The organism is Stenotrophomonas sp. STEN054 (assembly GCF_056854535.1).
In genome coordinates this window covers 1-25,622 of sequence record NZ_JBXFWG010000054.1, presented here as the reverse complement: position 1 = coordinate 25,622, position 25,622 = coordinate 1, and the positions used below count along the sequence as shown (strand labels likewise).

The following is a 25,622-nucleotide window of genomic DNA, read 5'->3' as shown; positions in this document are numbered from 1 at the left end:
GGGGGGGGGGGGGGGGGGGGGGGGGGGGGGGGGGGGGGGGGGGGGGGGGGCCGGGGGGGGGGGGGGCGGGGGGGGGGGGGGGGGGGGGGGGGGGGGGCGCGCGCGCCGGGGGGGGGGGGGGGGTGGTGCTGGGGGGGGGGCCGGCGCCGCGCCGCGCGCCGGGGCGGCGTGGCCCCCCCCCCCGGGCGGGGGGCCCCCCCGCTACCGACGCTAAACGTACGTCCCAGCATGGTTTTTTCCTGCCGGCCCGTTCCCCGCAAGGGGTGCACGGTGGGGCGCAGCAGAGCTAGACTGTCCGCCTTTGCGGCCCTCGGGCCGCCCTGAACGGAAGTGTCCTCCCGCATGAGTTGGCTCAGCAAGTTGATGCCGTCCGGCATCCGCACCGACAACACCCCCAGCAAGAAGCGCAGCGTCCCCGAGGGCCTGTGGGAAAAGTGCAGCAGCTGCGGCAGCGCGCTGTACCGCCCCGAGCTGGAAGAGAACCTGGAGGTCTGCCCGAAGTGCGGTCACCACATGGCGATCCGCGCCCGCGCGCGCCTGGCGGCCCTGTTCGACGCCGACAGCACCACCGAGATCGGTGCCCGCCTGGGCCCGACCGACCTGCTGAAGTTCAAGGACCAGAAGAAGTACAGCGAGCGCATCAAGATCGCGCAGAAGAACACCGGTGAGTACGACGCGCTGATCGCCATGCGCGGCCTGCTCAAGGGCCGTCCTCTGGTCGCCTCGTCCTTCGATTTCGCCTTCATGGGCGGCTCGATGGGTTCGGTGGTCGGTGAGCGCTTCGCGCTTGCCGCTGAAACCGCCGTCGAGATCGGTGCACCCTACGTGTGCTTCTCCGCCAGCGGCGGCGCGCGCATGCAGGAAGGCCTGTTCTCGCTGATGCAGATGGCCAAGACCTCGGCCGCGCTGGGCAAGCTGCGCGAAGCCGGCCTGCCGTACATCTCGGTGCTGACCCATCCGACCACCGGTGGCGTGTCGGCCTCGTTCGCCATGCTGGGTGACATCAACATCGCCGAGCCGCAGGCGCTGATCGGCTTCGCCGGCCCGCGCGTGATCGAGCAGACCGTGCGCGAAAAGCTGCCTGAAGGCTTCCAGCGCTCCGAGTTCCTGCTGGAGCACGGCGCCATCGACCAGATCTGTGACCGCCGTGAAATGCGTGACCGCCTGTCCGACCTGCTGGCCATGCTCGGCCGCCAGCCGGCGCCGGAGGTGGCGTGATGGCGGGCCGAAAGTACTTCGGTACTGACGGCATCCGCGGCCGCGTCGGGCAGAGCCCGATCTCGGCCGACTTCGTGCTGCGCCTGGGCAATGCGCTGGGCCGCGTGCTGGTCGACCAGCGCGGCCCGGGTGGCCGCCGCCCGATCGTGGTGATCGGCAAGGACACGCGCATTTCTGGCTACATGTTCGAAGCCGCACTGGAAGCCGGCCTGGTGGCCGCCGGTGCCGACGTACAGCTGCTGGGGCCGATGCCGACCCCGGCGGTGGCCTTCCTCACCCGCACCCTGGGCGTGGATGCCGGCGTCGTCATCAGTGCCTCGCACAACCCGCACTACGACAACGGCATCAAGTTCTTCTCTGCCCAGGGCGAGAAGCTCGACGATGCCACCGAACTGGCGCTGGAAGCCGCGCTGGACGTGCCGTTCCTGACGGCCGAATCGGAAAAGCTGGGCAAGGCCGCGCGTGCGCGCGAAGCGGTCGGCCGCTACATCGAATTCTGCAAGGCCAGCGTGCCGCGCACTTTCGACCTGCGTGGCGTGCGCCTGGTGCTCGACTGTGCGCACGGTGCCACCTACCAGATCGCACCGCTGCTGTTCCGCGAGCTGGGCGCCGAAGTGATCGGCATCGGTGCCGAGCCCAACGGCGTCAACATCAATGACGGCGTGGGCTCGACCCACATCGACAACCTGGCCGCCAAGGTGCGCGAGACCGGTGCCGACCTCGGCATCGCCTTCGATGGCGACGGCGACCGCGTGCTGATGGCCGACGACCAGGGCAACCCGGTCGACGGCGACGACCTGCTCTACATCCTGGCCCGTGCGTGGCAGGCCGACGGGCGCCTGCGCGGCCCGGTGGTCGGCACGCTGATGAGCAACTACGGCCTGGAAAAGGCGCTCGGCGAACTGCAGATCCCGTTCGTGCGCAGCAACGTGGGCGATCGCTATGTCCACCAGGCGCTGGTCGAAGGCGGCGGCGTGCTCGGTGGCGAAGCCTCCGGCCACCTGCTGTGCCTGGATCGGGCAACCACCGGCGATGGCATCGTCAGCGCCCTGCAGGTGCTGGTAGCGTTGCGCCGCACTGGTCAGAGCCTGCGGCAGGCGCTGCAGCCGCTGGCCAAGGTGCCGCAGAAGACCGTCAACGTGCGCCTGGGCGATGTCTCGGCCAAGGCCACGGTGCAGGCCGACAGCGTGCAGTCGGCGCTGGCTGACGCACAGCACGCGGTGGCCGGCCGCGGACGCGCGTTCCTGCGTCCGTCCGGCACCGAGCCGGTGGTGCGCGTCACCGTGGAGGCCGACGAAGCCACGCTGATGCAGGAGACGCTGGATCGCCTGTCAGATGCGGTGAAGTCGGCAGCCTCTGCCTGACCCACCTGCCGCAGGTCCAGACTGAAAACGCCCCGCGAGACCGTCATGCAGTTCACTTAATGAAAACGCCGCGGTCCCAACCGGGATCGCGGCGTTTTCTGTTGCTTGGTAGCGCCGGCCCATGGCCGGCGGAACCCTTCAAGCGCCGTGGTGTCTGACACAGGCCGCTGCGCTCGCCGGGCGTGGCCCGGCGCTACCATCGATACCCCGACGGATTAAGTGAACCGCGTTACCGGGAGGCCGGGGCGTTTTTTTTTCCCGCAGCGATGGGGTGACGGCCTGGGCCGCTCAGGGCCCCGGCACCATCTTCTTCTGGCGCGCTTTGAAGCCATTGAAGAACGGTGCGATCAGCGGGTTGTAGCTCTGCGCGATGCGCTTGCGCAGCCAGCTGGCCGGACGGTTGCGGATCGCAAAGCGGTAGATGCGTTCCGGGTCGCCACCAACCACGTTGCGGCCGAACGGGTGGGTGGTGTGCAGGTAGCGGAAGCCGTGCTCGCGCGCGACCTCGACGTGGTCCTGGTCGAAATCGCCGTAGGGCCAGCACAGGGTGTCGGACACTTCGCCCAGCTTGTCCAGCAGCACCTGCCGCGAGATCGCCAGGTCCTGGCTGATGCCGGCCCGGCGCTGTGCGCGGTCCAGGTCGTCGCGGCGCAACCAGCGGGTGTGCGTGTGGGTGTGGCAATGCACCTCGAACGTGCCCGACTCGATCGCCGCGCGCGCCTCGCTCCAGCGCATCATCACGTCGTCGCTGCGGTCGCTTTCGAAGATCGCCGCTTCGCAGCCACGGTGGTCCGGCGTCGACGGCAGCGCTGCGCCCCTGATGCCGGCATGCGGGCGGACGTCACCTTCGCCCATCCAGCCGGTCACCACGAACACCACCGCGTGCATGCCGTACTTCTGCAGGATCGGGTGCGCGTACACCCAGTTGTCCAGGTAGCCATCATCGAAGGTGATGACGATGGACCGGCGCGGCACGGGCTTGCCGGCCAGGAAGCCGGCATACTGGTCCAGGGTCAGCGAGGTCCAGCCGTTGTTGGCCAGCCAGGCGATCTGGCTCTCGAAGTTCTCCGGCGAGACGGTGATCATCCCCGGCGACGGGCTGACGTGATGGTGCATCAGCACCGGAACGGTTCGCGCATCAGCCATGTCCCAGCTCCTTCAGCCACTGGTGGTAGTAGTGTTCGGTGGTTTCGCCATGCCCGGCGGGGCTGAAATCGTGCGCAGTGCGCATCCAGTCCCAGCCGGCACGGCCCATCATCTGCCTGCGCTGCGGATCATCCACCAGCAGGCGCAGCGCGGCGGTCAACGCGCCATTGTCACCCAGCCGGGTGAGGATGGCATTGCTGCCTTCGGCCACCATTTCCGGCACGCCGCCGACCCGCGTGGCGACGATCGGCACCGCCACGTAGGCGGCCTCGAGGAAGACCGTGCCGGCCGCCTCCTTGTGCGAGGCGAGGGCGAAGATGTCGAAGCCGGTCATCAGCCGGCAGGCGCTGTCGCGGTAGCCGAGCAGGTGCACCTGCTGCTGCAGGCCATGTTCCTCGCGCATCTCCAGCAGGCGCTGCATGACGGCCTCGCCATTGCCGACCACCACCAGGTGCAGACGGGGGTTGGCCTTGCACAGCGGCGCGATCGCACGCAGCAGGTCGGCATGGCCCTTCGGCTCGCGCAGCACCGCCACGCAGCCGACCACGATGTCCTCGTCGCTGAAGCCGAGCTCGGCGCGGACCTCGGCGCGGACGTCCTGCAGGCACTGCCACGGGTCTTCCTTGCGGATGTCGGTCCAGCGCGGCGGTACCGCGATGGGCGGCACGATGCCGATGGTGTCGCTGGCGATGCCGCGCTCGGCCAGCAGCTGCTTCACGAAGCGGCTCACGGTGATCACCCGGTGCGGCAGGCCGGTGTAGGTCAGCAGCGAGTTGACCGGACTCATCAGGTGGCGTGAGCGCACCACCAGCGGCGTTCGGCCCAGGCGCGCACCGGCGGCGGCGATCAGCGTGTCGCGGCGGCTGGTGGTGTTGACCACGTCGTAGCGCTCGCGGCGCACCAGCCGCGACACCGACCAGATGCCGCGCATCAGCCGCGCCATGCCGCCCATGCGCAGGGTGTGCACGGTGAAGCCGTCATCGCGGGCCAGCGTGCCCAGCCGCGCGTCGGGCTGGCAAAGCAGTGCGACCTCGTGGCCGCGTGCACGCATCACCTGCATGTGGCGAAAGATATAGATCTCCTGGCCTCCCATCCCTTTGGCGGCTTCGGTGTGGAGAATGCGCAGCGGGCGGTTCATCGCGAATCAGTCCTGTAATTCAACGGTTGCGGAAGCGGGTAAGGGCATCCCACGCGGTACGCAGTCTGGCCGGGTCCGGCGCCTGCTGCGGAAGGGGCAGGTAGGCCTGGTCCAACGCGGTGGCGTTGCCGAATTTGTCGAACACGTAGATCGCCTCGCCGTGGCGGACCGCGCGCTGCGACCAGCTCTCCACCACCAGCGAGCGCGGGCCCTGCGGCACGGCCAGCAGGTCCTGGCCGGTGCTGAAATCGCCCAGCGCGTTCTCGCAGCCCAGGGCATGCCGCATCAGCGTCGGCACCCAGTCCTCGTGGGAACTGGTGCGCGCGTCGTGGCCGCTGCCTTCGCCCGGCCAGCGCAGCACGAACGGCACCTGCAGCTGGTGGTTGGAGAAGTTGCCGTTGTGGCCCCAGTAGTTGAGCTTGAGGTCGTTGAATTCCTCGGCGTGGTCACCGGTCACCATCACGATGGTGTTCTCTTCCAGCCCCTGCGCGCGCAGCTGGTCGAGCAGCTGGCCGACCAGGCTGTCGGCGTAGTGCACGGCGGTGTGGTAGCGGTTCAGTTCCGGCGTCGGGTCGTGGTCCGGGCCGAACTTCAGGAAGTCGATGTCGGTGGCCATCGGCGTGGCTACCGGCGGGTAGTCGGCCGGCATGTGGTACGGCGCGTGCGTTGAATCCAGGAACACGAAGCCGAACCACGGGCGCTGCGCGTCTTGGCTGCGGGTGATGTCCTGCTGCAGCGAGGCAACGATGCTGCGGTCGCGCCCGGCCGAATCCAGTTCCGGAGGGCCCTGGTGCAGCTGGTCGCGTACGTCGGCAAACACGGTGCGGTCAAATTCAGGGCTGTACAGCGGTGCGCTGCCATAGAGGTGCAGGTCGTAGCCCTGCTGCTGCAGCACCTTGAACAGCTGCGATCCGCGCTGCTCATCGAGCATGCTCGGCCAGTAGCCACCGGGCAGGCCGTACAACAGGCCGAACAGGCCGTAACGGGTCGCGTTGCCGGTGCTGAAATGATGGTCGTAAACGCGCGCCGAGTCCGCCAGCGCCGCGGTATGTGGCATGTACTGCGGGGTCAGCGCGTCGTGACGCAGCGATTCCAGCACCACCATCAGCACGTTCGGCCGGCGATGGCTCTGGCAGCGCAGCGGCTGCAGCGGGTACTGCAGCTGGGCGTGACGCGGGTCGGGCAGGCCGGCCTGCTGCTGGCTGTGCACGCCGAGCCGGCGCATGAAGCTTTTGGCGGTGATCGGCTGCGCCCAGGGCAGGTAGTTCCACTGGCCGATCACCGCGCGCTCGCCCAGCGCATCGTAGTAGGCGGTGGCTACCTGGCCGCCGCCCATCAGCAGGGCGATGGCGGTCCAGGCCTGCAGCACGCGGCGGCGGTGCGGTGCGGGCGACAACAGCCTCCAGCATGCCCAGGCCAGCAGCGCCTGCGCGGCGAAGATGGCCGCCACCAGGCCGCCCGCCTGCAGCCAGGTCTTCCAGGACAGGCTGACCTGGTCGTGCAGCGCGCCGCCAAACACCATGTTGGCGACCATCGCATTGAGGTGGAACCGGTACATGGCGAACACCTTGGCATCGACCAGCAGCAGGCAGAGCCACAGGCCCTGCACCGTGATGGCTGAAAGCGTCAATGTGCGCGCGCTGCGCGGCCACAGGCCGATCACCAGCGGCAGCGCGCCGGCCAGCGCGCCCAGGGCAAGCAGGTGGCCGGGCAGGGCGACCGCCAGGTAGGCCAGGCCGAGGCCGCCACCGGGGTTGTCGCCCAGCGGCACGTTGCCCAGCGTGATCAGCAGGGCCAGCGCTGCGTTGGCGGCGATGAACAGCGACCACCACGCCAGCCGACGCCAGCGGCGGTCGGCTGTGGAAAGCGTGGCAGGGGTGGAATCGGGCAGGGCGGCGGACATGGTGCAGGAACGGGCGGGCAGGGGGCAGGGGGCGTGCTGCATGGGCGCCCGGAGGGGCCGCGTGCTCGCGCGGGTGGCGCATTGTATCGGTTTGTTTCATTGTATCGATGGCGTACTTCGGCCGATCTGTCACAATGTTCAGGCTGGCCGGCAGACAGCTGCCGGCCCTTTGACCCAACGACAAGCCAGGAACCGCTGTGAGCCAGATCCCGACCCTCGACATCACCCGTTTTGACAGCGACCGCGAGGCTTTCGTGGCCGAGCTGGGCGCGGCCTACCGCCAATGGGGATTCGCGGGCATCCGCAACCACGGCATCCCGCAGGCCGACATCGACGCGGCCTATGACGTGTTCAAGGCCTTCTTCGCGCTGCCGGACGAGGTCAAGCGCCAGTACCACGTGGCCGGCAGCGGCGGTGCCCGCGGCTACACCCCGTTCGGCGTGGAAACCGCCAAGGGCTCCAAGCACTTCGACCTGAAGGAGTTCTGGCACATCGGCCGTGAGATCGCCGACGACTCCAAGTACCGCGACGTGATGGCGCCGAACCTGTGGCCGTCCGAGGTCGAGGGCTTCCGTGAGCGCGGCTACGGCCTGTACCAGGCGCTGGACAACCTTGGCTCGCGCGTCCTGTCGGCGCTTGCCCTGCACATCGGCCTGCCGGAAGACTTCTTTGCCGACAAGACCAACTTCGGCAACTCGATCCTGCGCCCGATCCACTACCCGCCGATCACCACCGACGACATCCCGAACGTGCGTGCCGGTGCACATGGCGACATCAACTTCATCACCCTGCTGGTCGGCGCCAGCGCCGCGGGCCTGGAAGTGCAGTCGCATGATGGCAAGTGGGTGCCGTTCACCTCCGACGCCGACACCATCGTGGTCAACATCGGCGACATGCTGCAGCGCCTGACCAACCACGTGTACCCGTCGACCATCCACCGCGTAGTCAACCCCCCGGGTGAGCTGGCCCGCCAGCCGCGCTACTCTGTACCGTTCTTCCTGCACCCGAACCCGGATTTCCTGATCGACGTTCTGCCCTCGTGCATCACCCCGGAAAACCCGAGCCGGTACCCGGAGCCGATCACCGCCCACGGCTTCCTCGAGGAACGCCTGCGCGAGATCAAGCTGAAGTAATGAAGAAGCCGCCGAAAGGCGGCTTTTTCATTTCGGGTAGCGCCGGGCCGTGCCCGGCGAGCGCAGCGGGAGGGTGTTCGGCAGGGCTGCGCCCTGCACCTGCAGAAGCCAAAGCCAAAGCCAAAGCCAAAGCCAGAGCGGCTCTGGGTTATTGCTGGTTGGGCGGGCCGGTGTGGGTTGGCAGGACACGCCGTAAACCCCCCTCCGGGGTCCTGCCCAGCCGCTGGCGGCTGTGCGTTCGGGCGCTTGCGAAGCAGTGCTTCGCAAGCAAAGCGCCCTCACCCATGGGGGCCCGATGGCGCCATCCATGGCGGCAACGGTCCTGCCAACCCACACCGCCCCACCCCCGACAGTTTCCCGGTGACGGCAGTAGATCCACGCCGTGCGTGGATGGAATCTGTCAGATAGACGTGGGGCAGGGGTCAGATCCCTTTTCCTGCGGGGAGGGCTCTGACCCCGGAACCGCCCGGGATGCTGCTTTTGCTCTTGCTCTTCTTTTTTTTTCCGTGGCGGCCGGAACCGCCGGAATGTGTCAGAGGCCGGGCGGTTGGGTTGCGCGGGGGCGTGAGCCGCATGGATGCGGCGACCGAGCCTCCAGGGACGGATTCACGGCGTCCCCTGCGCAGCCCACCCGCCCGGCCAGGCCACCGAATCCAACCGGGCCGTTCGCGACCAGCCCCACCCAACCCAACCAACCGCCACGAGGGGCTGCGCCGTTCGCTGAAAATCCATGTAACCGCTTACAAGCAAACGGGTTTTTGCCGTAACGGGTATCATGGGCGGCTGACTTCATACAGGAGCCACCCGCTCATGCGCCGCAAGATCGTCGCCGGAAACTGGAAGCTGCACGGCAGCCGTCAATTCGCCACTGACCTGCTGGGCCAGGTGGCTGCGGGGCTGCCCAAGGCCGGGGTCGAGGTGGTGATCCTGCCGCCGCTGCCCTACCTGGGGGAGCTGGTCGAGGACTTCGGCGAGACCGGCCTGATGTTCGGTGCCCAGGACGTCAGCAGCAACGAGAAGGGCGCCTATACCGGTGAGGTCTGCGCCGCCATGCTGCATGAGGTCGGTGCCCGCTACGGCCTGGTCGGTCACTCCGAGCGCCGCCAATACCATAATGAAAGCAGCGAGCTGGTCGCGCGCAAGTTTGCCGCCGCCCTGCATGCCGGCCTGGTGCCGGTGCTGTGCGTCGGCGAGACCCTGGAGCAGCGCGAGGCCGGGCACACCGAGGCCGTCATCGCCGGTCAGTTGGCTCCGGTGCTGGCCCTGGTCGGGGGCGAGGGCTTCGCCACTGCCGTGGTCGCCTACGAACCGGTCTGGGCCATCGGTACCGGCAAGACCGCCAGCAAGGAACAGGCACAGCAGGTCCACGCGTTCATCCGTGGCGAAGTGGCGCGCATCGATGCTAGAATCGCTGATTCACTGCCCATTCTTTACGGCGGCAGCGTGAAGCCCGACAATGCCGGGGAACTGTTCGCGCAGCCGGATGTCGATGGTGGGCTGGTCGGCGGCGCCTCCCTGGTGGCCGCGGACTTCCTGGCCATCGCGGAGGCGGCGGTCGCGAACTAATCCTTGTAAGTATTGTCCGAGGGCGGATTCCCAATGCTGATGTTGATCCTCAATGTCGTCTACGTGCTCGTGGCCGTGGCCATGATCGCGCTCATCCTGATGCAGCGTGGTTCGGGTGCGGCGGCTGGTTCGGGCTTCGGCGCTGGCGCCTCGGGCACCGTGTTCGGCGCGCGCGGCGCGTCCAACTTCCTGTCCAAGTCGACCAAGTGGCTGGCCGTCGTGTTCTTCGGCATCAGCCTCTTCATGGCCTGGTATGCCGGCCACGGCAGCCGTCCGGCGGCCGACCAGGACCTGGGCCTGATGTCCGCTCCGGCGGCCAGCGCTCCGGCCGCTCCGGCGGGTGAACTCCCGGCCGTTCCGAAGGCCGATGCGGTCCCGGCCACCCCGGTTCCGGCTGCGAATGTGCCGGCTCAGGCGGAATCTTCGGTTTCTGGTGAAGAAAAGCCTTCGGAAGGCTCCCAGAAAGACTGAAGACGGTTACAATATGCGGCGCATCGGGTTATCTGACTGATGTGATCGTTTGCCCAGGTGGCGGAATTGGTAGACGCACTACCTTGAGGTGGTAGCGACTTAGGTCGTAGGGGTTCGAGTCCCCTCTTGGGCACCATTTGTAAGTAAAGCGGGTTCTCCTGGCGCGCAATGCGCCAGCCGTTTCCCGTCCACTCCCCCATGCCAAAGCGCCTGCAGGCGCGGCGGCAGAGGCAAGAGAGAATCGCTGTGCTGGCCGAATATTTGCCGTCTCTGCTGTTTCTGATCGTCGCGACCGGTATCGGCATCACGCTGATGCTGATCGGTCGATTCCTCGGTCCCCGCCGCCCCGATCTGGAAAAGCTCTCGCCGTACGAGTGCGGCTTCGAGGCCTTCGAAGACGCGCGCATGAAGTTCGACGTGCGCTACTACCTGATCGCGATCCAGTTCATCGTCTTCGACCTGGAAATCATCTTCATCGTGCCGTGGACCCAGGTCTTCATGGAGCTGGGCGCCCGTTCGCTCGTCACCATGGGCCTGTTCGTCGGCATGCTGTTCCTCGGTTTCATTTACGTCTGGAAGAAGGGAGCGCTGGAATGGGAGTGATTCAGACTCTCGATGGCCTCATGAACAATCCGGTCCCGGAAGGGCGGGTTGATGACATCCTGCGGCCGGAGGGCGACAACCCGCTGCTGGAAAAGGGCTTCGTCACCACCAGCGTCGATGCACTGCTGAACTGGGCGCGCACCGGCTCGATGTGGCCGATGACCTTCGGTCTGGCCTGCTGCGCGGTCGAGATGATGCACGCCGGCGCCGCGCGCCTGGATCTTGACCGCTACGGCGTGGTGTTCCGCCCGTCGCCGCGTCAGTCCGACGTGATGATCGTGGCCGGTACCCTGGTCAACAAGATGGCCCCGGCGCTGCGCAAGGTCTACGACCAGATGCCGGACCCGAAGTGGGTCATCTCGATGGGCAGCTGCGCCAACGGCGGCGGCTATTACCATTACTCCTATTCTGTCGTGCGCGGCTGTGATCGCGTGGTGCCGGTGGACGTCTACGTCCCGGGCTGCCCGCCGACCGCCGAGGCGCTGGTGTACGGGATCCTGCAGCTGCAGAAGAAGATCTGGCGTACACAGACCATCGCCCGCTGACCCTTCCACACTACAAGAGCGCGCCAAGCCCCCATGGCAGAGCAAGCATCCTTCATCGACCGACTCTCCGCACGTTTCGCTGGTGCGAAGGTCATCGTGGTCGAACCCCGCGGCGAAGTGACGCTGGAGGTGCCTGCCGCCGAGTGGCATGCCACCGCGCTGGCGCTGCGTGACGAGTTTGGTTTCGAGCAGGCCGTGGATCTCTGCGGCGTCGATTACCTCGGTTATGGCTCCGACGAATGGGACACCGCTGACGTTTCCTCGCAGGGCTTCAGCCGTGGCGTCGAAGGCAAGGCCCAAGGCCGTTTCGCGTGGGGCGAGTTCCCTACCGAAGAGAACGGTGCCGACGGCGCGAGCCCGCAGCACATGCCGACCCAGCGTTTCGCCGTGGTCGCCCAGCTGCGCTCCTACCAGCACAACCTGATGTTGCACCTGCGCTGCTTCGCCCCTGACGAAGCACTGCCGGTGGTGTCCTCGCTGACCGGCATCTGGCCGGGCCTGAACTGGTTCGAGCGCGAAGCGTTCGACCTGTACGGCGTGATCTTCGAAGGTCACCCGGACCTGCGCCGGATCCTGACCGACTACGGCTTCGTCGGCCATCCGTTCCGCAAGGACTTCCCGCTGATCGGCAACGTCGAAGTCCGCTACGACGAAGAAAAGAAGCGCGTGATCTACGAACCGGTCACCTCGGTGGAGCCGCGCGTCGGCGTGCCGCGCGTGATCCGCGACGACGCCCGTCTGCAGACCGCAGAAGGTGAGCGCGCGCAGGAGGCAGTGAAGTGAGCCCGGAAATGAGTAGGCATGTTCACCAGGCCGGCGAAGCATTCGCCAGCAACGCCGCAGAAAGCCGGCAGGAAATCCGCAACTACACCATGAACTTCGGCCCGCAGCATCCGGCCGCCCATGGTGTGCTGCGCCTGATCCTGGAAATGGACGGCGAAACCATCATGCGTGCCGACCCGCACGTCGGCCTGCTGCACCGTGGTACTGAAAAGCTGGCCGAGTCCAAGCCTTTCAACCAGTCGATCGGTTACATGGATCGCCTGGACTACGTGTCGATGATGTGCAACGAGCACGCCTACGTGCGCTCGATCGAAACCCTGATGGGTATCGAGGCGCCGGAACGCGCGCAGTACATCCGCACGATGTACGACGAAATCACCCGCATCCTGAACCACCTGATGTGGCTGGGCTCCAACGCCCTCGATCTTGGGGCGATGGCGGTCATGCTGTATGCCTTCCGTGAGCGCGAAGAGCTGATGGACTGCTACGAAGCAGTCTCAGGCGCGCGCATGCACGCGGCCTACTACCGTCCGGGCGGCGTCTACCGCGACCTGCCGGACCACATGCCGAAGTACAAGGAATCGCGCTGGCACAAGGGCAAGGCGCTGAAGCAGCTCAATGCTTCGCGTGAAGGCTCGCTGCTGGACTTCCTGGAGAACTTCACCAACGAGTTCCCGGGTCGCGTCGACGAATACGAAACCCTGCTGACCGACAACCGTATCTGGAAGCAGCGTACGGTCGGCATCGGCGTGGTCAGTCCGGAGCTGGCCCACCAGTGGGGCATGACCGGCGTGATGCTGCGTGGCTCGGGCATTGCCTGGGACCTGCGCAAGAAGCGTCCGTACGCCAAGTACGATGCCGTCGATTTCGACATCCCGCTGGGCAAGGAAGGCGACTGTTACGACCGCTACCTGTGCCGCGTGGCGGAAATGCGTGAGTCCAACCGCATCATCAAGCAGTGCGTGGCGTGGCTGAAGGCCAACCCGGGCCCGGTGATGGTCAAGAACTTCAAGGTCGCGCCGCCCAGCCGCGAGGACATGAAGGACGACATGGAAGCGCTGATCCATCACTTCAAGCTGTTCAGCGAAGGCTACTGCGTGCCGGCCGGCGAAACCTATTCGGCGGTGGAAGCCCCGAAGGGCGAGTTCGGCTGCTACCTGGTCTCCGATGGCGCCAACAAGCCTTTCCGCGTGCATCTGCGCGCGCCGGGCTTCGCCCACCTGTCCTCGATCGATTCGATCGTGCGCGGCCACATGCTGGCCGACGTGGTGGCGATGATCGGCACCTACGATCTGGTGTTCGGCGAGGTTGACCGGTAATGACGTCTGCCAAGCCAACGCCTGCTGCAGGCAGCCGGCGCAAGCCGGCGCCGCAGTTTCTGCAATTTCACGTTATGCATTTCGCTGAGGTCGGCCGATGAAGGCGACAGGTAATTTCGAGACGGCGCGCGACGTCGACCCGATGGTGGTGTTGAGCGACAAGACGCGCGCTCACATCGATCACTGGCTGTCCAAGTTCCCGCCGGACCGCAAGCGCTCCGCCGTGCTGCAGGGCCTGCATGCGGCCCAGGAGCAGAACCAGGGCTGGCTGACCGACGAGCTGATCGCCGGCGTGGCCAAGTACCTGGATCTGCCGCCGGTGTGGGCCTATGAGGTCGCCAGCTTCTACTCGATGTTCGAGACCGAGAAGGTGGGCCGCAACAACGTTGCCATCTGCACCAACATCAGCTGCTGGCTCAATGGCGCCGAGGACATCGTGCGCCATTGCGAGAAGAAGCTGGGCATCAAGCACGGCCAGTCCACCCCGGATGGCCGCGTCTACCTCAAGCGCGAGGAAGAGTGCCTGGCCGGCTGCGGTGGTGCACCGATGATGGTCATCAACGGTCATTACCATGAGCGTCTGACCCTGGAAAAGGTCGACGAGCTGCTGGACGGGCTGGAGTAAGGGCATGGCACATCACCACGAATCCAAGGGTCCGGTCGGTCCCGCGCCGCTGCCGCACCAGGTGGTCTACACCACCCTGCATTACGACACCCCGTGGTCGTACGAAAGCTACCTGAAGACCGGTGGCTACGCCGCCCTGCGCAGGATCCTCGAAGAGAAGATCCCGCCGGAGCAGGTCATCGAGATGGTCAAGGCCTCGGGCCTGCGCGGCCGCGGTGGCGCTGGCTTCCCGACCGGCCTGAAGTGGTCCTTCATGCCCAAGGGCAACATGCAGAAGTACATCCTCTGCAATTCGGATGAATCCGAACCGGGCACCTGCAAGGACCGCGACATCCTGCGCTACAACCCGCATTCGGTGGTGGAAGGCATGGCGATCGCCTGCTACGCCACCGGCTCGACCGTGGGCTACAACTACCTGCGCGGTGAGTTCCACCACGAGCCGTTCGAGCACTTCGAACAGGCCCTGGCCGATGCCTATGCAAACGGCTGGCTGGGCAAGAACGTGATGGGCTCGGGCGTGGACATCGACATCTACGGTGCCCTGGGCGCCGGCGCCTACATCTGCGGCGAAGAAACCGCGCTGATGGAATCGCTGGAAGGCAAGAAGGGCCAGCCGCGCTACAAGCCGCCGTTCCCGGCGAACTTCGGCCTCTACGGCAAGCCGTCGACGATCAACAACACCGAGACCTACGGTTCGGTGCCGGCGATCATCCGCAACGGTCCGGAGTGGTTCAAGGGCCTGAGCCTGACCGGCAACGGTGGCCCGAAGTGCTTCTCCGTCTCCGGCTGCGTGCAGAACGGCGGCAACTTCGAAGTGCCGCTGGGCACCACCTTCGACGACCTGCTGGAGATGGCCGGTGGCCTGCGTCCGGGCCGCACCCTGAAGGGCGCGATCCCGGGCGGCGTGTCGATGCCGGTGCTGACCGCGGCCGAGCTGAAGGGCCTGCCGATGGACTACGACACCATCCGTGCCCTGGGCTCCGGCCTGGGTTCGGGCGCCGTCGTGGTGCTGGATGACAGCGTCTGCTGCGTCAAGTTCGCCTGCCGCATCAGCCAGTTCTTCCACAAGGAATCCTGCGGCCAGTGCACCCCGTGCCGTGAAGGCACCGGCTGGATGCACCGCGTGCTGGAGCGCATCGTCGCCGGCAAGGCCACGATGGAAGACCTGCACCAGCTGAAGGCGGTGGCCGGCCAGATCGAAGGCCACACCATCTGTGCGTTCGGCGAAGCGGCTGCATGGCCCATCCAGGGCTTCCTGCGCCAGTTCTGGGACGAGTTCGAGTACTACATCGTCAACGGTCATTCGATGGTTGACGGCAAGAAGGTGGAGGCAGCCGCTGCATGAGCGCGCAACCCGTAAATCCGAGCGTCCCACCCGATCACGTCACCATCGAGATCGATGGCAAGTCGCTGGTCGTGCCCAAGGGCTCGATGATCATCCAGGCCGCCGACAAGGCCGGCATCTCCATTCCGCGCTTCTGCTACCACGAGAAGCTGCCGATCGCCGCCAACTGCCGCATGTGCCTGGTGGACGTGGAGAAGTCGCCGAAGCCGGCGCCGGCCTGCGCCACCCCGGTAATGGACGGCATGAAGGTCGCCACCCGCAGTGAGAAGGCGCTCAAGTTCCAGCGTTCGGTGATGGAGTTCCTGCTCATCAACCATCCGCTGGACTGCCCGATCTGCGACCAGGGCGGCGAGTGCGAGCTGCAGGACGTTTCGCTGGGCTATGGCCGTTCGGTCAGCCGCTTCAACGAGCGCAAGCGCGTGGTGCCGGACGAGGACATGGGCCCGCTGGTCGCCACCGAGATGACCCGCTGCATCCAGTGCACCCGCTGCGTGCGCTTCACCGCCGACGTGGCAGGCACCTATGAACTGGGTGGCATGTACCGCGGCGAGAACCTGCAGATCGGTACCTACGACGGCAAGCCGCTGACCACCGAGCTGTCCGGCAACGTCGTCGACGTCTGCCCGGTCGGCGCGCTGACCAACAAGGTGTTCCAGTTCCGCGCCCGTCCGTGGGAACTGACCGCGCGCGAATCGCTGGGCTACCACGACGCCATGGGTTCGAACCTGTTCCTGCACGTGCGTCGCGGCGAAGTGCTGCGCACCGTGCCGCGCGACAACGAAGCGGTGAACGAGTGCTGGCTGTCCGATCGTGACCGCTACTCGCATCAGGGCCTGTACAGCGAAGACCGTGCGGTCAAGCCGCTGCGCAAGGTCAACGGCGAGTGGAAGGAAGTGAGCTGGGCCGAAGGCCTGGCCGCGGCCGCCGAGATCCTCAAGGCCCACCAGGGTGACCACCTGGGCGTGCTGGTGCACCCGTCGACCTCCAACGAGGAAGGCGCATTGCTGGCCCGCCTGGCCAAGGGCCTGGGCTCGAACAACATCGACCACCGCATCAACAACCGCGATTTCTCCGACGCAGCAACCGCCGAAGTGTTCGGCCTGCCGCTGGCCGAGATCGAAGGCGCCGACCGCATCGTCGTCCTGGGCAGCAACATCCGCCACGAACTGCCGCTGCTGCACGCCCGCCTGCGCAAGGCGCAGACCACCAAGGGCGCGAAGATCCACGTCGTCAACCCGGTGGACTTCGACTTCGCCTTCAGCATCGCCGGCAAGCAGATCGTCGCCCCGTCGAAGTTCGTCGACGCGCTGGCCAGCGAAGAACTGCGTTCGGCAGTACAGGGCGGTACCAACACCGTGCTGATCGTCGGTGGCATCGCCGAGAACCACCCGCAGGCCGCCACGATCCGCGCCGCTGCGCGTGACTTCGCTGCCGCCACCGGTGCCAAGCTGTGCCGCATCCCGCAGGGCGCCAATGCCGTGGGCCTGGCCCGCGCTGGCGTGCTGCCGGCCGGCAAGGACGTGGCCACCATGCTGGCGCAGCCGCGCCAGGCCTACGTGGTGTACGGCCTCGAGCCGGGCCTGGACTTCGCCGATGCCCCGGCCGCGCGCAAGGCGCTGGTCGGTGCCAAGGTGGTGGCCTTCAGCCAGTTCGCCTGCGTCTCCACCCGTGACGTTGCCGACGTCATCCTGCCGATCGGCGCGCTGCCGGAAATCGACGCCACCCTGACCAACCTCGATGGTCGCGAGCAGTCGGCCCGTGCCGGCGGCAAGCTGCCGGGCGAGGCCCGCGAGGGCTGGCGCGTGCTGCGCGCACTGGGCGGCGAGATGGCGCTGGCCGGTTTCGACTTCACCGACCTGGCCGGCCTGCGTGCCAGCGTGGCGCCGGTGTCGGTCGCCGTGGCGGCCTCGGCCCAGCCGGCCATTGCCGGCGAAGGCCTGGAAGTGGCTTCGACCGCTGCGATCTACCGCACCGATGCGGTGGTCCGTCGCGCGCCGGCGCTGCAGTCGCATCCGCTGAACAACGCCCCGCGCATCGTGCTGAACGCTGAAGATGCCGCGCACCTGCAGCTGCAGGAAGGGCAGATGGCCAAGGTCGGCACCGATGCCGGCAAGGCCACCCTGCCGGTAGTGGTCGACGCCCGCGTCGCTGCGGGTTCGGTCTGGATTGAATCGGGCCACGGCGCGACCGCGCCGCTGGGTGCCGCTCGCGTATCGGTGGTGGCTGCATGAACGAATTGCTGTTGAACGCGGTCGACCCGCTGCACCAGTGGCTGCTTTCCCTCGGTGATATCGGCGCGCTGATCTGGATCATCCTGAAGATCCTGGTGATCACCGTTCCGGTGATCGTTTCGGTGGCCTTCTACGTGGTCTGGGAACGCAAGCTGATCGGCTGGATGCACGTCCGCCACGGCCCGATGTACGTGGGCATGGGCATCTTCCAGGCCTTCGCCGACGTCTTCAAGCTGCTGTTCAAGGAAGTCCTGCAGCCGAGCAGCGCCAACAAGGCGATCTTCCTGCTCGCGCCGCTGATCACCCTGGCCCCGGCCTTCGCAGCCTGGTCGGTGGTGCCCTTCGACTCGCAGATCGTGCTGTCCAACGCCAACGCCGGCCTGCTGTACCTGCTGGCGATGACCTCGCTGGGCATCTACGGCATCATCCTGGCCGGTTGGGCATCCAACTCGAAGTACGCGTTCCTGGGTGCCATGCGCGCCTCGGCGCAGATGATCAGCTACGAAATCGCGATGGGCTTCGCCCTGGTCGGCGTGATGATCGCTTCGGGCAGCCTGAACCTGAGCAGCATCGTCATGGCCCAGGCCGGCAGCTCCGGCTTCTTCGACTGGTTCCTGATCCCGCTGTTCCCGCTGTTCGTCATCTACTGGGTGTCGGGCGTGGCTGAAACCAACCGCGCGCCGTTCGACGTGGTGGAAGGCGAATCGGAAATCGTCGCCGGCCACATGGTCGAATACTCCGGCGGTGCCTTCGCCCTGTTCTTCCTGGCCGAATACGCGAACATGATCCTGATCAGCTTCCTGATCTCGATCTTCTTCCTCGGCGGCTGGCTGAGCCCGATCCAGGGCTGGGTGAACTTCGGCGATGTCTCGCCGCTGGTCGACTGGATCTGGAAGGGTGGTGCACCGTGGCTGTTCGTCAAGGTGTTCTTCTTCGCCAGTGCCTACATCTGGTTCCGTGCCAGCTTCCCGCGCTTCCGCTATGACCAGATCATGCGCCTGGGCTGGAAGGTCTTCATCCCGCTGGCCATTCTGTGGATCGCGGTTACCGCCGTCATGGTGTTCTTCGGCGTGATTCAAAAGGGCGTCTAAGTGATGAACAGGATTACCCATTACTTCAAGAGCCTGCTGCTGCTCGAACTGCTGGCCGGTCTCTGGCTGACGCTGAAGTACAGCTTCAAGCCGAAGTACACGATGATGTACCCGATGGAGAAGTTCCCGCAGTCGCCGCGCTTCCGTGGCCTGCACGCCCTGCGCCGTTACCCCAACGGTGAAGAGCGCTGCATCGCCTGCAAGCTGTGCGAAGCGGTGTGCCCGGCACTGGCCATCACCATCGACTCGGCCAAGCGCGAGGACGGCACCCGCCGTACCACCCGCTACGACATCGATCTGTTCAAGTGCATCTTCTGCGGCTTCTGCGAAGAAAGCTGCCCGGTGGACTCGATCGTCGAAACCCACATCCTCGAGTACCACTTCGAGAACCGTGGCGAAAACATCGTTACCAAGCCGCAGCTGCTGGCCCTTGGCGATCGTCTCGAAAACGAGATCGCCGAGCGTCGTGCCGCCGATGCCGCTTACCGCTGAGGTCGAGAGATGGATTGGGTAAATATCGCTTTCTGGGTGTTCGCAATCGCGGCAACGGTTTCGGCCGGTGCGGTGATCAGCGTGCGCAACCCGGTTCACGCCGTGCTCTGCCTGGTGCTGACCTTCTTCTCCATCGCCTGCGTGTGGCTGCTGGTCGGTGCCGAGTTCCTCGGTGTCGCCCTGGTGCTGGTCTACGTCGGCGCGGTGATGGTGCTGTTCCTGTTCGTGGTGATGATGCTCGACATCGATCCCACGAACCTGCGTGAGGGCTGGGTGCGCTACCTGCCGGTCGGCCTGATCGTGGCCGTGGCCATGCTGGTGCAGATGCTGATCCTGATCGGGGTGAAGGGCAGGGCGGTCAACGCCTTCCCGGCGGACAACGCTGCGGCCCTGGCCGCGGACACGTCAAACATCACCTGGCTGGCACGCAGCCTGTTCACCGAGTTCCTGCTGCCGTTCGAGTTCGCCGCCGTCATCCTGACCGTGGCCGTGGTCGCCGCCGTCATGCTGACCCTGCGTCGCCGTACCGGCGTGAAGAGCCAGAACCCGGGCGACCAGACCATGGTCAAGGCCTCGCAGCGTCTGCGCATGGTCAAGATGGACGCCGAACAGCCGCTGGTCCACACCACCACCAAGCCGGTCGCGGGCGACGAGGAGACCCAGGCATGATCACTCTCGGCCACATCCTGGCGCTGGGCGCGGTGCTGTTCTGCATCAGCCTTGCCGGCATCTTCCTCAACCGCAAGAACATCATCGTCCTGCTGATGTCCATCGAGTTGATGCTGCTGTCGGTGAACATCAACTTCGTCGGGTTCTCGCGCCAGCTCGGCGATCCGTCCGGCCAGCTGTTCGTGTTCTTCATCCTGACCGTCGCCGCAGCCGAGGCCGCCATCGGCCTGGCGATCCTGGTGACCCTGTTCCGTACACGCCGCACAATCAATGTCGGCGAAGTCGATTCGCTGAAGGGCTGATCCACAGATGGAAATCACTCTCTCCAAGAGTCTGTTGATCGCAGTGGTGCTTGCACCGCTGTTCGGCAGCATCATCGCCGGCCTGTTCGGTCGCCAGGTCAAGCGCTTCGGCGCCCAGACCGTCACCATCCTCGGCGTGGCCATCAGCTGCGCCCTGTCGATGTACACGCTGTACCAGCTGGTCTGGGGCGGTGCGCAGCCGTTCAACCAGAACCTGTACACCTTCTTCGAAGTCGGGCAGTACTCGGCCCATGTCGGCTTCATGGTCGACAAGCTGACCGCGATGATGATGGTGGTGGTGACCTTCGTGTCGCTGCTGGTCCACATCTACACCATCGGCTACATGGAAGAGGACCCGGGCTACCAGCGCTTCTTCAGCTACATCTCGCTGTTCACCTTCTCGATGCTCACCCTGGTGATGAGCAACAACTTCCTGCAGCTGTTCTTCGGCTGGGAAGCGGTGGGCCTGGTGTCGTACCTGCTGATCGGCTTCTGGTTCAAGCGCCCGACCGCGATCTTCGCCAACATGAAGGCGTTCCTGGTCAACCGCGTCGGTGACTTCGGCTTCCTGCTGGGCATCGCCGGCGTGCTGTGGGTGTTCGGCACCCTGGATTACTCGCAGGTCTTCTCGCAGGCAGGCGCACTGGCCAGCCCCGAAGCCAAGATGCAGATCTGGGACGGCACCGTGTTCGGCATGCAGCTGCTGAGCGAGCCGGTGGTCTGGTCGATCGCCACCGTCATCTGCATCAGCCTGTTCATCGGTGCCATGGGCAAGTCGGCCCAGGTCCCGCTGCACGTGTGGCTGCCGGATTCGATGGAAGGCCCGACCCCGATCTCGGCACTGATCCACGCCGCGACCATGGTGACCGCCGGTATCTTCATGGTCACCCGCATGTCGCCGCTGTTCGAGCTGTCGCAGACCGCGCTGAACTTCATCCTCTTCATCGGTGCCACCACCGCGTTCTTCACCGGCCTGATCGGCATCGTGCAGAACGACATCAAGCGCGTGGTCGCGTATTCGACGCTGTCCCAGCTCGGTTACATGACCGTGGCGCTGGGCGTGTCGGCCTACTCGGCGGCCGTGTTCCACCTGATGACCCACGCCTTCTTCAAGGCGCTGCTGTTCCTGGGTGCCGGCTCGGTCATCATCGCGATGCACCACGAGCAGGACATGCGCAAGATGGGCGGCCTGCGCAAGTACATGCCGATCACCTTCATCACCATGTGGATCGGTACCCTGGCCCTGGTCGGTACGCCGTTCTTCTCCGGCTTCTACTCGAAGGACACCATCATCGAGGCAGCCGAGATCCACGCCCACATGCAGAACACCTGGGTGGCCACCTACGGCTACTGGGCAGTGCTGGGCGGCGTGCTGGTGACCAGCTTCTACAGCTTCCGCCTGCTGTTCCTGACCTTCCATGGTCCAGAGCGCTTCCGTGACGCGCACCACGATGACCACGGCCATGACGGCCATCATGCCGCCGATGCCCATCACGCCGATGCGCACCACGGCGATGCCCATGACGACCACGGCCATGGCCACGGTCCGCATGAGCCGCACGAAACCCCGTGGGTGGTGACCCTGCCTCTGATCCTGCTGGCCATCCCGTCGATCGCCATCGGTTTCTTCAGCATCGGTCCGATGCTGCACGGCACCGACTGGGCCGGCCACCACGCCCACGAGGCGATCAAGGGCCAGGCGACCACGTTCTTCACCGGCATCGTCGACTTCTACGATCCGGCCAAGAACACCGTGGCCTTCCTCGGCGAGGAGTTCCATGGCCCGGTGGCGTTCGCGCTCCATGGCATGATGCTGCCGCCGTTCTTCCTGACCGTCGCAGGCTTCCTGCTGGCCGCGCTGTTCTACCTGTGGAAGCCGGACCTGTCGGGCAAGGCCCGCAAGACCTTCGCTCCGCTGGTTTCGGTGCTGGAAAACAAGTACGGCTTCGACATGCTGTGGATCAACGGTTTTGCCGGTGGCAGCGTCAAGCTTGGCAAGGTCGCTCGCTGGATCGACAGCAACATCGTCGACGGCGTGGTCAATCTCTCGGCACGTGTTGTGGACGTCGCAGCCGGCGTGCTGCGTCGTACCCAATCCGGTTTCCTCTATCACTACGCCTTCGCGATGATCATCGGCCTGATTGCCCTCCTGGGCGTGCTGATGCATTACCTGCGTTGATGACCTGTACGGAATAAGAAGACGTGTCGAACTGGCCCCTACTCAGTGTCCTCATCTGGCTGCCGATCCTCGGCGGTGCCCTGATCCTTGCGATCCGTGATGCGCAGGCCGCCCGCTGGGCGTCGATCGGCGTGGCGCTGCTGACCTTCGTTGCGAGTCTCTCGCTGCTCGGCGGCTACAACCCGGCTGCCGATGGCATGCAGTTCGTCGAGACCCATGCGTGGATCCCGGCGTACAAGATCGGCTACAACCTGGGCGTGGATGGCATCGCCATCGCGCTGATCCTGCTGACCACCCTGGTCGGCGTGCTGGCCCTGCTGGGTGCCTGGAGCGCGATCGACAAGCGCGTGAACCAGTACGTGGCGGCCTTCCTGATCCTGGAAGGCGTTACCGTCGGCATCTTCTCGGCCACGGACGCGATGCTGTTCTACGTGTTCTTCGAGGCGATGCTGATCCCGATGTTCCTCATCATCGGTGTCTGGGGCGGCCCGCGCCGCATCTACGCCGCGATGAAGTTCTTCCTGTACACCTTCCTCGGCTCGGTGCTGATGCTGGTGGCGCTGATCTACCTGTACATGAAGGGTGGCAGCTTCCAGCTGGCCGACCTGTACGCGCTGCCGCTGAGCGCCAAGGAGCAGACCTGGATCTTCTTCGCCTTCCTGATCGCCTTCGCGGTCAAGGTGCCGATGTTCCCGGTGCACACCTGGCTCCCGGACGCCCACGTGGAAGCGCCGACCGCGGGTTCGGTGATCCTGGCCGCTATCGCCCTGAAGATCGGTGGCTATGGCTTCCTGCGCTTCAACCTGCCGATCGTTCCGGACGCGTCCAACGAGTGGGCCTGGCTGGTGATCGCCCTGTCGCTGATCGCGGTGATCTACGTCGGCCTGGTCGCCGTGGTGCAGGACGACATGAAGAAGCTGATCGCCTATTCGTCGATCGCGCACATGGGCTTCGTCACCCTGGGCACTTTCATCGCCCTGTGGCTGGTGCGCGAAGCCGGCAACGCCGATGCAGCCCGCCTCGGCCTGCAGGGCGCCATGGTGCAGATGATCTCGCACGGCTTCGTGTCCGGTGCGATGTTCTCCTGCGTCGGCGTGCTGTACGACCGCATGCACAGCCGCCGGATCGCCGATTACGGCGGCGTGGTCAACGTGATGCCGTGGTTCGCGACCTTCGCGATGCTGTTCTTCATGGCCAATGCCGGCCTGCCGGGCACCAGTGGTTTCGCCGGTGAATTCATGGTCATCCTGGCTGCGTTCCAGCGCAATCCGTGGATCGCCCTGGGCGCCGCTACCACCCTGATCATCGGTGCGGCTTACACCCTGTGGCTGTACAAGCGCATCTTCTTCGGCGAAGTGGCCAACAGCCACGTGGCCGAACTGAAGGACATCAACGGCCGCGAATGGGCGCTGCTGAGCGTGTTCGCCATCGGCGTGCTGGCGCTGGGCATCTACCCCAAGCCGCTGACCGACCTGATGGAGCCCTCGATCGCGAAGCTGGCGATGCAGATCGCATCCAGCAAGCTGCTGTAATTCCAGGATTTGATGATGACCACCTCGCCGCTGCTGCCATTGACCGCCGCTGACCTGCCACCGCTCGCTCCCGAGCTGGTGCTGATCGGCAGCGCCTTCGCCCTGATGATCCTCGACCTGTTCGTCAGCAACCGGAACAAGATCGTCACCCACCTGTTCTCGGTCGCTGCACTGGCCGTGGTGCTGTTCATGCTCGCCACCGGCGTGGGCGGGCAGGGTGAGGTCTTCCACGGCATGTTCGTGCGCGATACCGCCGCGGACGTGATGAAGACCGGGATCGTGCTGCTCAGCGGCCTGACCCTGGTCTACGGCTGGCGCTACCTGCGCGACCGCAACCTGTTCCAGGGCGAGATCCCGGTGCTGATCCTGTTCGGCACCGCCGGCATGATGATCCTGGTCTCGGCCGGCAGTCTGCTGATGGTCTATCTGGGTCTTGAACTGCTGGCCCTGTGCTCGTACGCACTGGTCGCCAGCAACCGCGAAAGCGGCCTGGCCTCGGAAGCGGCGATGAAGTACATCGTTCTCGGTTCGCTGGCCTCGGGCCTGCTGCTGTACGGCATGTCGCTGATCTACGGCGCCACCGGCAGCCTGCACCTGGATGCCATCCAGGCCGCCATCCCGCATTCGGATGAGCGCATGCTGCTGATCACCGGTGCGGTCTTCATGATCGCCGGCGTGGCCTTCAAGCTGGGTGCCGCCCCGTTCCACATGTGGCTGCCCGACGTGTACCAGGGTGCCCCGGCGCCGATCGCGCTGTTCATCAGTTCGGCACCGAAGCTGGCCGCCTTCGGCATGGCCTACCGCCTGCTGGAGATGGGCGTTGGCCCGCTGTCGACCGAACTGCAGCTGCTGATCGCCGGTCTGGCCGCCGTGTCGCTGGTCATCGGCAACCTGATGGCCATCGCGCAGAGCAACCTCAAGCGCATGCTGGCGTTCTCCACCGTGTCGCACATCGGCTTCCTGCTGATGGGCATCGCCGGTGGCGGCGCGCAGGGCTACGCCGCCGCGTTGTTCTACGCACTGGCCTACGCCATCATGTCCACCGCCGCCTTCGGTGCGATCATCGCCCTGTCGCGCGCCGGCTTTGAAGCCGAGAACATTGAGGACTTCAAGGGCCTGAACGCCCGCAACCCGTGGATGGCCGGCCTGGTGCTGTGCATCATGGCGTCGCTGGCCGGCATCCCGCCGTTCCTGGGCTTCTGGACCAAGCTGGCCGTGCTCGGCGCTGCCGTCAACGGCGGCCTGCTGTGGCTGGCCATTCTCGGCGTCCTGTGCGCCGTGGTCGGCTGCTTCTACTACCTGCGCGTCATCAAGGTCATGTACTTCGATGAGCCGGTGGGCGAGGCCATGCCGCGCAACAACGACCGCGTGCTGGGCGTGGTGCTGGGCGTGAACGCCCTGGCGCTGCTGGCTCTGGGTCTGGCCTGGAACCCGATCATGGTCTGGTGCCAGCAGGCATTTGCGCATCTTGCATAAAAGTTGACACAAAGCTGCGCGATTCGTGTAATATGCGCAGCCTGAGTTGTCACTGCAGCGGTTCAGCCAGAACATCGTTGCGGTAGCCCTTCTTGAAAAAGCAGGGCAGCAGTTCAAACACTTCCGGTGCGGGGTGGAGCAGTCTGGCAGCTCGTCGGGCTCATAACCCGAAGGTCGCAGGTTCAAATCCTGCCCCCGCTACCAAACTTCAGATCGGCGCCAACCGGTTTGATGAATGAGGGAAAGCTTGCATGTTTTGAAGTTATCACTCATAATTCCGCTTCTGATGCGGGGTGGAGCAGTCTGGCAGCTCGTCGGGCTCATAACCCGAAGGTCGCAGGTTCAAATCCTGCCCCCGCTACCAAGTAAAGAAATCGCCTTCGAAGTCCTGCTTCGAAGGCGTTTTTCTTTGAGCGTACGCTGGATCCGCCGGGCCCGGACCGGCGCGGCCCGGGGGGGGGGGGGGCGGGGTGTGGCCGGGGCGGCGCCGC

22 protein-coding genes and 3 tRNA genes are annotated in these 25,622 nt (G+C 65.8%); 22 read left to right on the top strand and 3 right to left on the bottom strand.

Annotation, left to right across the window (positions count from 1 at the left end):
* Positions 1 to 342: 342 nt before the first annotated feature.
* Together accD and glmM are read left to right on the top strand one after the other, a co-directional pair.
* Entirely contained in the window at positions 343 to 1,218 is an 876-nt protein-coding gene (gene accD / locus AC1VXD_RS17180; protein ID WP_108769466.1) for an acetyl-CoA carboxylase, carboxyltransferase subunit beta, read from the top strand.
* Positions 1,218 to 2,582, top strand: a complete 1,365-nt coding sequence (glmM, locus tag AC1VXD_RS17175; RefSeq protein ID WP_482993050.1) for a phosphoglucosamine mutase — start codon at positions 1,218 to 1,220, stop codon at positions 2,580 to 2,582. The genes accD and glmM overlap by 1 nt, the downstream gene beginning before the upstream one ends.
* A 288-nt stretch (positions 2,583 to 2,870) precedes the next feature.
* Here the strand turns inward: glmM and AC1VXD_RS17170 are convergent, their stop codons facing one another.
* Genes AC1VXD_RS17170 through AC1VXD_RS17160 form a run of 3 tightly spaced genes read right to left on the bottom strand, consistent with a single transcriptional unit; the run spans position 2,871 to position 6,769 of the window.
* Positions 2,871 to 3,728, bottom strand: a complete 858-nt coding sequence (locus AC1VXD_RS17170) for a polysaccharide deacetylase family protein (protein ID WP_482993049.1) — start codon at positions 3,726 to 3,728, stop codon at positions 2,871 to 2,873.
* A complete protein-coding gene (locus AC1VXD_RS17165) occupies positions 3,721 to 4,866 on the bottom strand; it encodes a glycosyltransferase family 4 protein (RefSeq protein ID WP_482993048.1) in 1,146 nt (381 codons plus the stop codon). The genes AC1VXD_RS17170 and AC1VXD_RS17165 overlap by 8 nt, the downstream gene beginning before the upstream one ends.
* Positions 4,867 to 4,885: 19 nt before the next feature.
* The gene (locus AC1VXD_RS17160) at positions 4,886 to 6,769 is read right to left on the bottom strand and encodes a sulfatase-like hydrolase/transferase (RefSeq protein ID WP_482993047.1); all 1,884 of its coding nucleotides are present in this window, start codon (positions 6,767 to 6,769) and stop codon (positions 4,886 to 4,888) included.
* A 197-nt stretch (positions 6,770 to 6,966) separates the two neighbouring features.
* Between AC1VXD_RS17160 and AC1VXD_RS17155 the strand changes: the two genes are divergently transcribed.
* The 20 genes from AC1VXD_RS17155 (at position 6,967) to AC1VXD_RS17060 (ending at position 25,495) form a co-directional block, all read left to right on the top strand.
* Positions 6,967 to 7,902, top strand: coding sequence for an isopenicillin N synthase family dioxygenase (locus tag AC1VXD_RS17155; RefSeq protein WP_108769461.1), 936 nt, complete (start codon positions 6,967 to 6,969; stop codon positions 7,900 to 7,902).
* An 810-nt stretch (positions 7,903 to 8,712) separates the two neighbouring features.
* Entirely contained in the window at positions 8,713 to 9,468 is a 756-nt protein-coding gene (gene tpiA / locus AC1VXD_RS17150; RefSeq protein ID WP_482993046.1) for a triose-phosphate isomerase, read from the top strand.
* Positions 9,469 to 9,501: 33 nt separating this feature from the next.
* The gene (gene secG, locus AC1VXD_RS17145) at positions 9,502 to 9,939 is read left to right on the top strand and encodes a preprotein translocase subunit SecG (protein WP_482993045.1); all 438 of its coding nucleotides are present in this window, start codon (positions 9,502 to 9,504) and stop codon (positions 9,937 to 9,939) included.
* 51 nt (positions 9,940 to 9,990) lie between these two features.
* Positions 9,991 to 10,075: transfer RNA gene (locus tag AC1VXD_RS17140), tRNA-Leu, on the top strand.
* A gap of 110 nt (positions 10,076 to 10,185) precedes the next feature.
* Positions 10,186 to 10,542 (top strand): NADH-quinone oxidoreductase subunit A, encoded by a 357-nt coding sequence (locus AC1VXD_RS17135; protein ID WP_079222613.1) that lies wholly within the window; start codon positions 10,186 to 10,188, stop codon positions 10,540 to 10,542.
* Positions 10,533 to 11,087 (top strand): NuoB/complex I 20 kDa subunit family protein, encoded by a 555-nt coding sequence (locus AC1VXD_RS17130; RefSeq protein ID WP_079222612.1) that lies wholly within the window; start codon positions 10,533 to 10,535, stop codon positions 11,085 to 11,087. The genes AC1VXD_RS17135 and AC1VXD_RS17130 overlap by 10 nt, the downstream gene beginning before the upstream one ends.
* Positions 11,088 to 11,120: 33 nt before the next feature.
* Complete coding sequence (locus tag AC1VXD_RS17125) at positions 11,121 to 11,870, top strand: NADH-quinone oxidoreductase subunit C (protein WP_079222611.1); 750 nt, start codon at positions 11,121 to 11,123, stop codon at positions 11,868 to 11,870.
* Between the two features lie 8 nt (positions 11,871 to 11,878).
* Positions 11,879 to 13,189 carry an NADH-quinone oxidoreductase subunit D gene (locus tag AC1VXD_RS17120; protein ID WP_482993044.1) on the top strand — a complete coding sequence of 437 codons (1,311 nt, stop codon included), beginning with the start codon at positions 11,879 to 11,881 and terminating at the stop codon, positions 13,187 to 13,189.
* 97 nt (positions 13,190 to 13,286) lie between these two features.
* The gene (gene nuoE, locus AC1VXD_RS17115) at positions 13,287 to 13,814 is read left to right on the top strand and encodes an NADH-quinone oxidoreductase subunit NuoE (RefSeq protein WP_108769456.1); all 528 of its coding nucleotides are present in this window, start codon (positions 13,287 to 13,289) and stop codon (positions 13,812 to 13,814) included.
* 4 nt (positions 13,815 to 13,818) lie between these two features.
* A complete protein-coding gene (gene nuoF / locus AC1VXD_RS17110) occupies positions 13,819 to 15,159 on the top strand; it encodes an NADH-quinone oxidoreductase subunit NuoF (protein ID WP_482993043.1) in 1,341 nt (446 codons plus the stop codon).
* Positions 15,156 to 17,390, top strand: coding sequence for an NADH-quinone oxidoreductase subunit NuoG (gene nuoG / locus AC1VXD_RS17105; protein ID WP_482993042.1), 2,235 nt, complete (start codon positions 15,156 to 15,158; stop codon positions 17,388 to 17,390). Before nuoF ends, nuoG begins: the two co-directional genes overlap by 4 nt.
* Complete coding sequence (gene nuoH / locus AC1VXD_RS17100; RefSeq protein WP_482993041.1) at positions 17,387 to 18,481, top strand: NADH-quinone oxidoreductase subunit NuoH; 1,095 nt, start codon at positions 17,387 to 17,389, stop codon at positions 18,479 to 18,481. The genes nuoG and nuoH overlap by 4 nt, the downstream gene beginning before the upstream one ends.
* A 3-nt stretch (positions 18,482 to 18,484) precedes the next feature.
* Positions 18,485 to 18,973: an NADH-quinone oxidoreductase subunit NuoI gene (gene nuoI / locus AC1VXD_RS17095; RefSeq protein WP_005410456.1), complete on the top strand. Its 489-nt coding sequence runs from the start codon at positions 18,485 to 18,487 to the stop codon at positions 18,971 to 18,973.
* A 9-nt stretch (positions 18,974 to 18,982) separates the two neighbouring features.
* Positions 18,983 to 19,642 (top strand): NADH-quinone oxidoreductase subunit J, encoded by a 660-nt coding sequence (locus AC1VXD_RS17090; RefSeq protein WP_482993040.1) that lies wholly within the window; start codon positions 18,983 to 18,985, stop codon positions 19,640 to 19,642.
* Positions 19,639 to 19,944 (top strand): NADH-quinone oxidoreductase subunit NuoK, encoded by a 306-nt coding sequence (gene nuoK, locus AC1VXD_RS17085; RefSeq protein ID WP_053519917.1) that lies wholly within the window; start codon positions 19,639 to 19,641, stop codon positions 19,942 to 19,944. Before AC1VXD_RS17090 ends, nuoK begins: the two co-directional genes overlap by 4 nt.
* A 7-nt stretch (positions 19,945 to 19,951) precedes the next feature.
* Positions 19,952 to 22,123, top strand: coding sequence for an NADH-quinone oxidoreductase subunit L (nuoL, locus tag AC1VXD_RS17080; RefSeq protein WP_482993039.1), 2,172 nt, complete (start codon positions 19,952 to 19,954; stop codon positions 22,121 to 22,123).
* Between the two features lie 23 nt (positions 22,124 to 22,146).
* Positions 22,147 to 23,655 carry an NADH-quinone oxidoreductase subunit M gene (locus AC1VXD_RS17075; RefSeq protein ID WP_482993038.1) on the top strand — a complete coding sequence of 503 codons (1,509 nt, stop codon included), beginning with the start codon at positions 22,147 to 22,149 and terminating at the stop codon, positions 23,653 to 23,655.
* 15 nt (positions 23,656 to 23,670) lie between these two features.
* Complete coding sequence (nuoN, locus tag AC1VXD_RS17070; RefSeq protein WP_482993037.1) at positions 23,671 to 25,131, top strand: NADH-quinone oxidoreductase subunit NuoN; 1,461 nt, start codon at positions 23,671 to 23,673, stop codon at positions 25,129 to 25,131.
* Positions 25,132 to 25,258: 127 nt separating this feature from the next.
* Positions 25,259 to 25,335, top strand: a tRNA-Met gene (locus tag AC1VXD_RS17065).
* An 83-nt stretch (positions 25,336 to 25,418) separates the two neighbouring features.
* Positions 25,419 to 25,495, top strand: a tRNA-Met gene (locus tag AC1VXD_RS17060).
* Positions 25,496 to 25,622 lie beyond the last annotated feature (127 nt).

Bases quoted from the DNA above. Each gene is read 5' to 3' on its own strand.
- accD (WP_108769466.1), top strand. From the start codon at position 343: ATGAGTTGGCTCAGCAAGTTGATGCCGTCCGGCATCCGCACCGACAAC.
- glmM (WP_482993050.1), top strand. From the start codon at position 1,218: ATGGCGGGCCGAAAGTACTTCGGTACTGACGGCATCCGCGGCCGCGTC.
- AC1VXD_RS17170 (WP_482993049.1), bottom strand. From the start codon at position 3,728: ATGGCTGATGCGCGAACCGTTCCGGTGCTGATGCACCATCACGTCAGC.
- AC1VXD_RS17165 (WP_482993048.1), bottom strand. From the start codon at position 4,866: ATGAACCGCCCGCTGCGCATTCTCCACACCGAAGCCGCCAAAGGGATG.
- AC1VXD_RS17160 (WP_482993047.1), bottom strand. From the start codon at position 6,769: ATGTCCGCCGCCCTGCCCGATTCCACCCCTGCCACGCTTTCCACAGCC.
- tpiA (WP_482993046.1), top strand. From the start codon at position 8,713: ATGCGCCGCAAGATCGTCGCCGGAAACTGGAAGCTGCACGGCAGCCGT.
- secG (WP_482993045.1), top strand. From the start codon at position 9,502: ATGCTGATGTTGATCCTCAATGTCGTCTACGTGCTCGTGGCCGTGGCC.
- AC1VXD_RS17130 (WP_079222612.1), top strand. From the start codon at position 10,533: ATGGGAGTGATTCAGACTCTCGATGGCCTCATGAACAATCCGGTCCCG.
- AC1VXD_RS17125 (WP_079222611.1), top strand. From the start codon at position 11,121: ATGGCAGAGCAAGCATCCTTCATCGACCGACTCTCCGCACGTTTCGCT.
- AC1VXD_RS17120 (WP_482993044.1), top strand. From the start codon at position 11,879: ATGAGTAGGCATGTTCACCAGGCCGGCGAAGCATTCGCCAGCAACGCC.
- nuoE (WP_108769456.1), top strand. From the start codon at position 13,287: ATGAAGGCGACAGGTAATTTCGAGACGGCGCGCGACGTCGACCCGATG.
- nuoF (WP_482993043.1), top strand. From the start codon at position 13,819: ATGGCACATCACCACGAATCCAAGGGTCCGGTCGGTCCCGCGCCGCTG.
- nuoG (WP_482993042.1), top strand. From the start codon at position 15,156: ATGAGCGCGCAACCCGTAAATCCGAGCGTCCCACCCGATCACGTCACC.
- nuoH (WP_482993041.1), top strand. From the start codon at position 17,387: ATGAACGAATTGCTGTTGAACGCGGTCGACCCGCTGCACCAGTGGCTG.
- nuoI (WP_005410456.1), top strand. From the start codon at position 18,485: ATGAACAGGATTACCCATTACTTCAAGAGCCTGCTGCTGCTCGAACTG.
- AC1VXD_RS17090 (WP_482993040.1), top strand. From the start codon at position 18,983: ATGGATTGGGTAAATATCGCTTTCTGGGTGTTCGCAATCGCGGCAACG.
- nuoK (WP_053519917.1), top strand. From the start codon at position 19,639: ATGATCACTCTCGGCCACATCCTGGCGCTGGGCGCGGTGCTGTTCTGC.
- nuoL (WP_482993039.1), top strand. From the start codon at position 19,952: ATGGAAATCACTCTCTCCAAGAGTCTGTTGATCGCAGTGGTGCTTGCA.
- nuoN (WP_482993037.1), top strand. From the start codon at position 23,671: ATGACCACCTCGCCGCTGCTGCCATTGACCGCCGCTGACCTGCCACCG.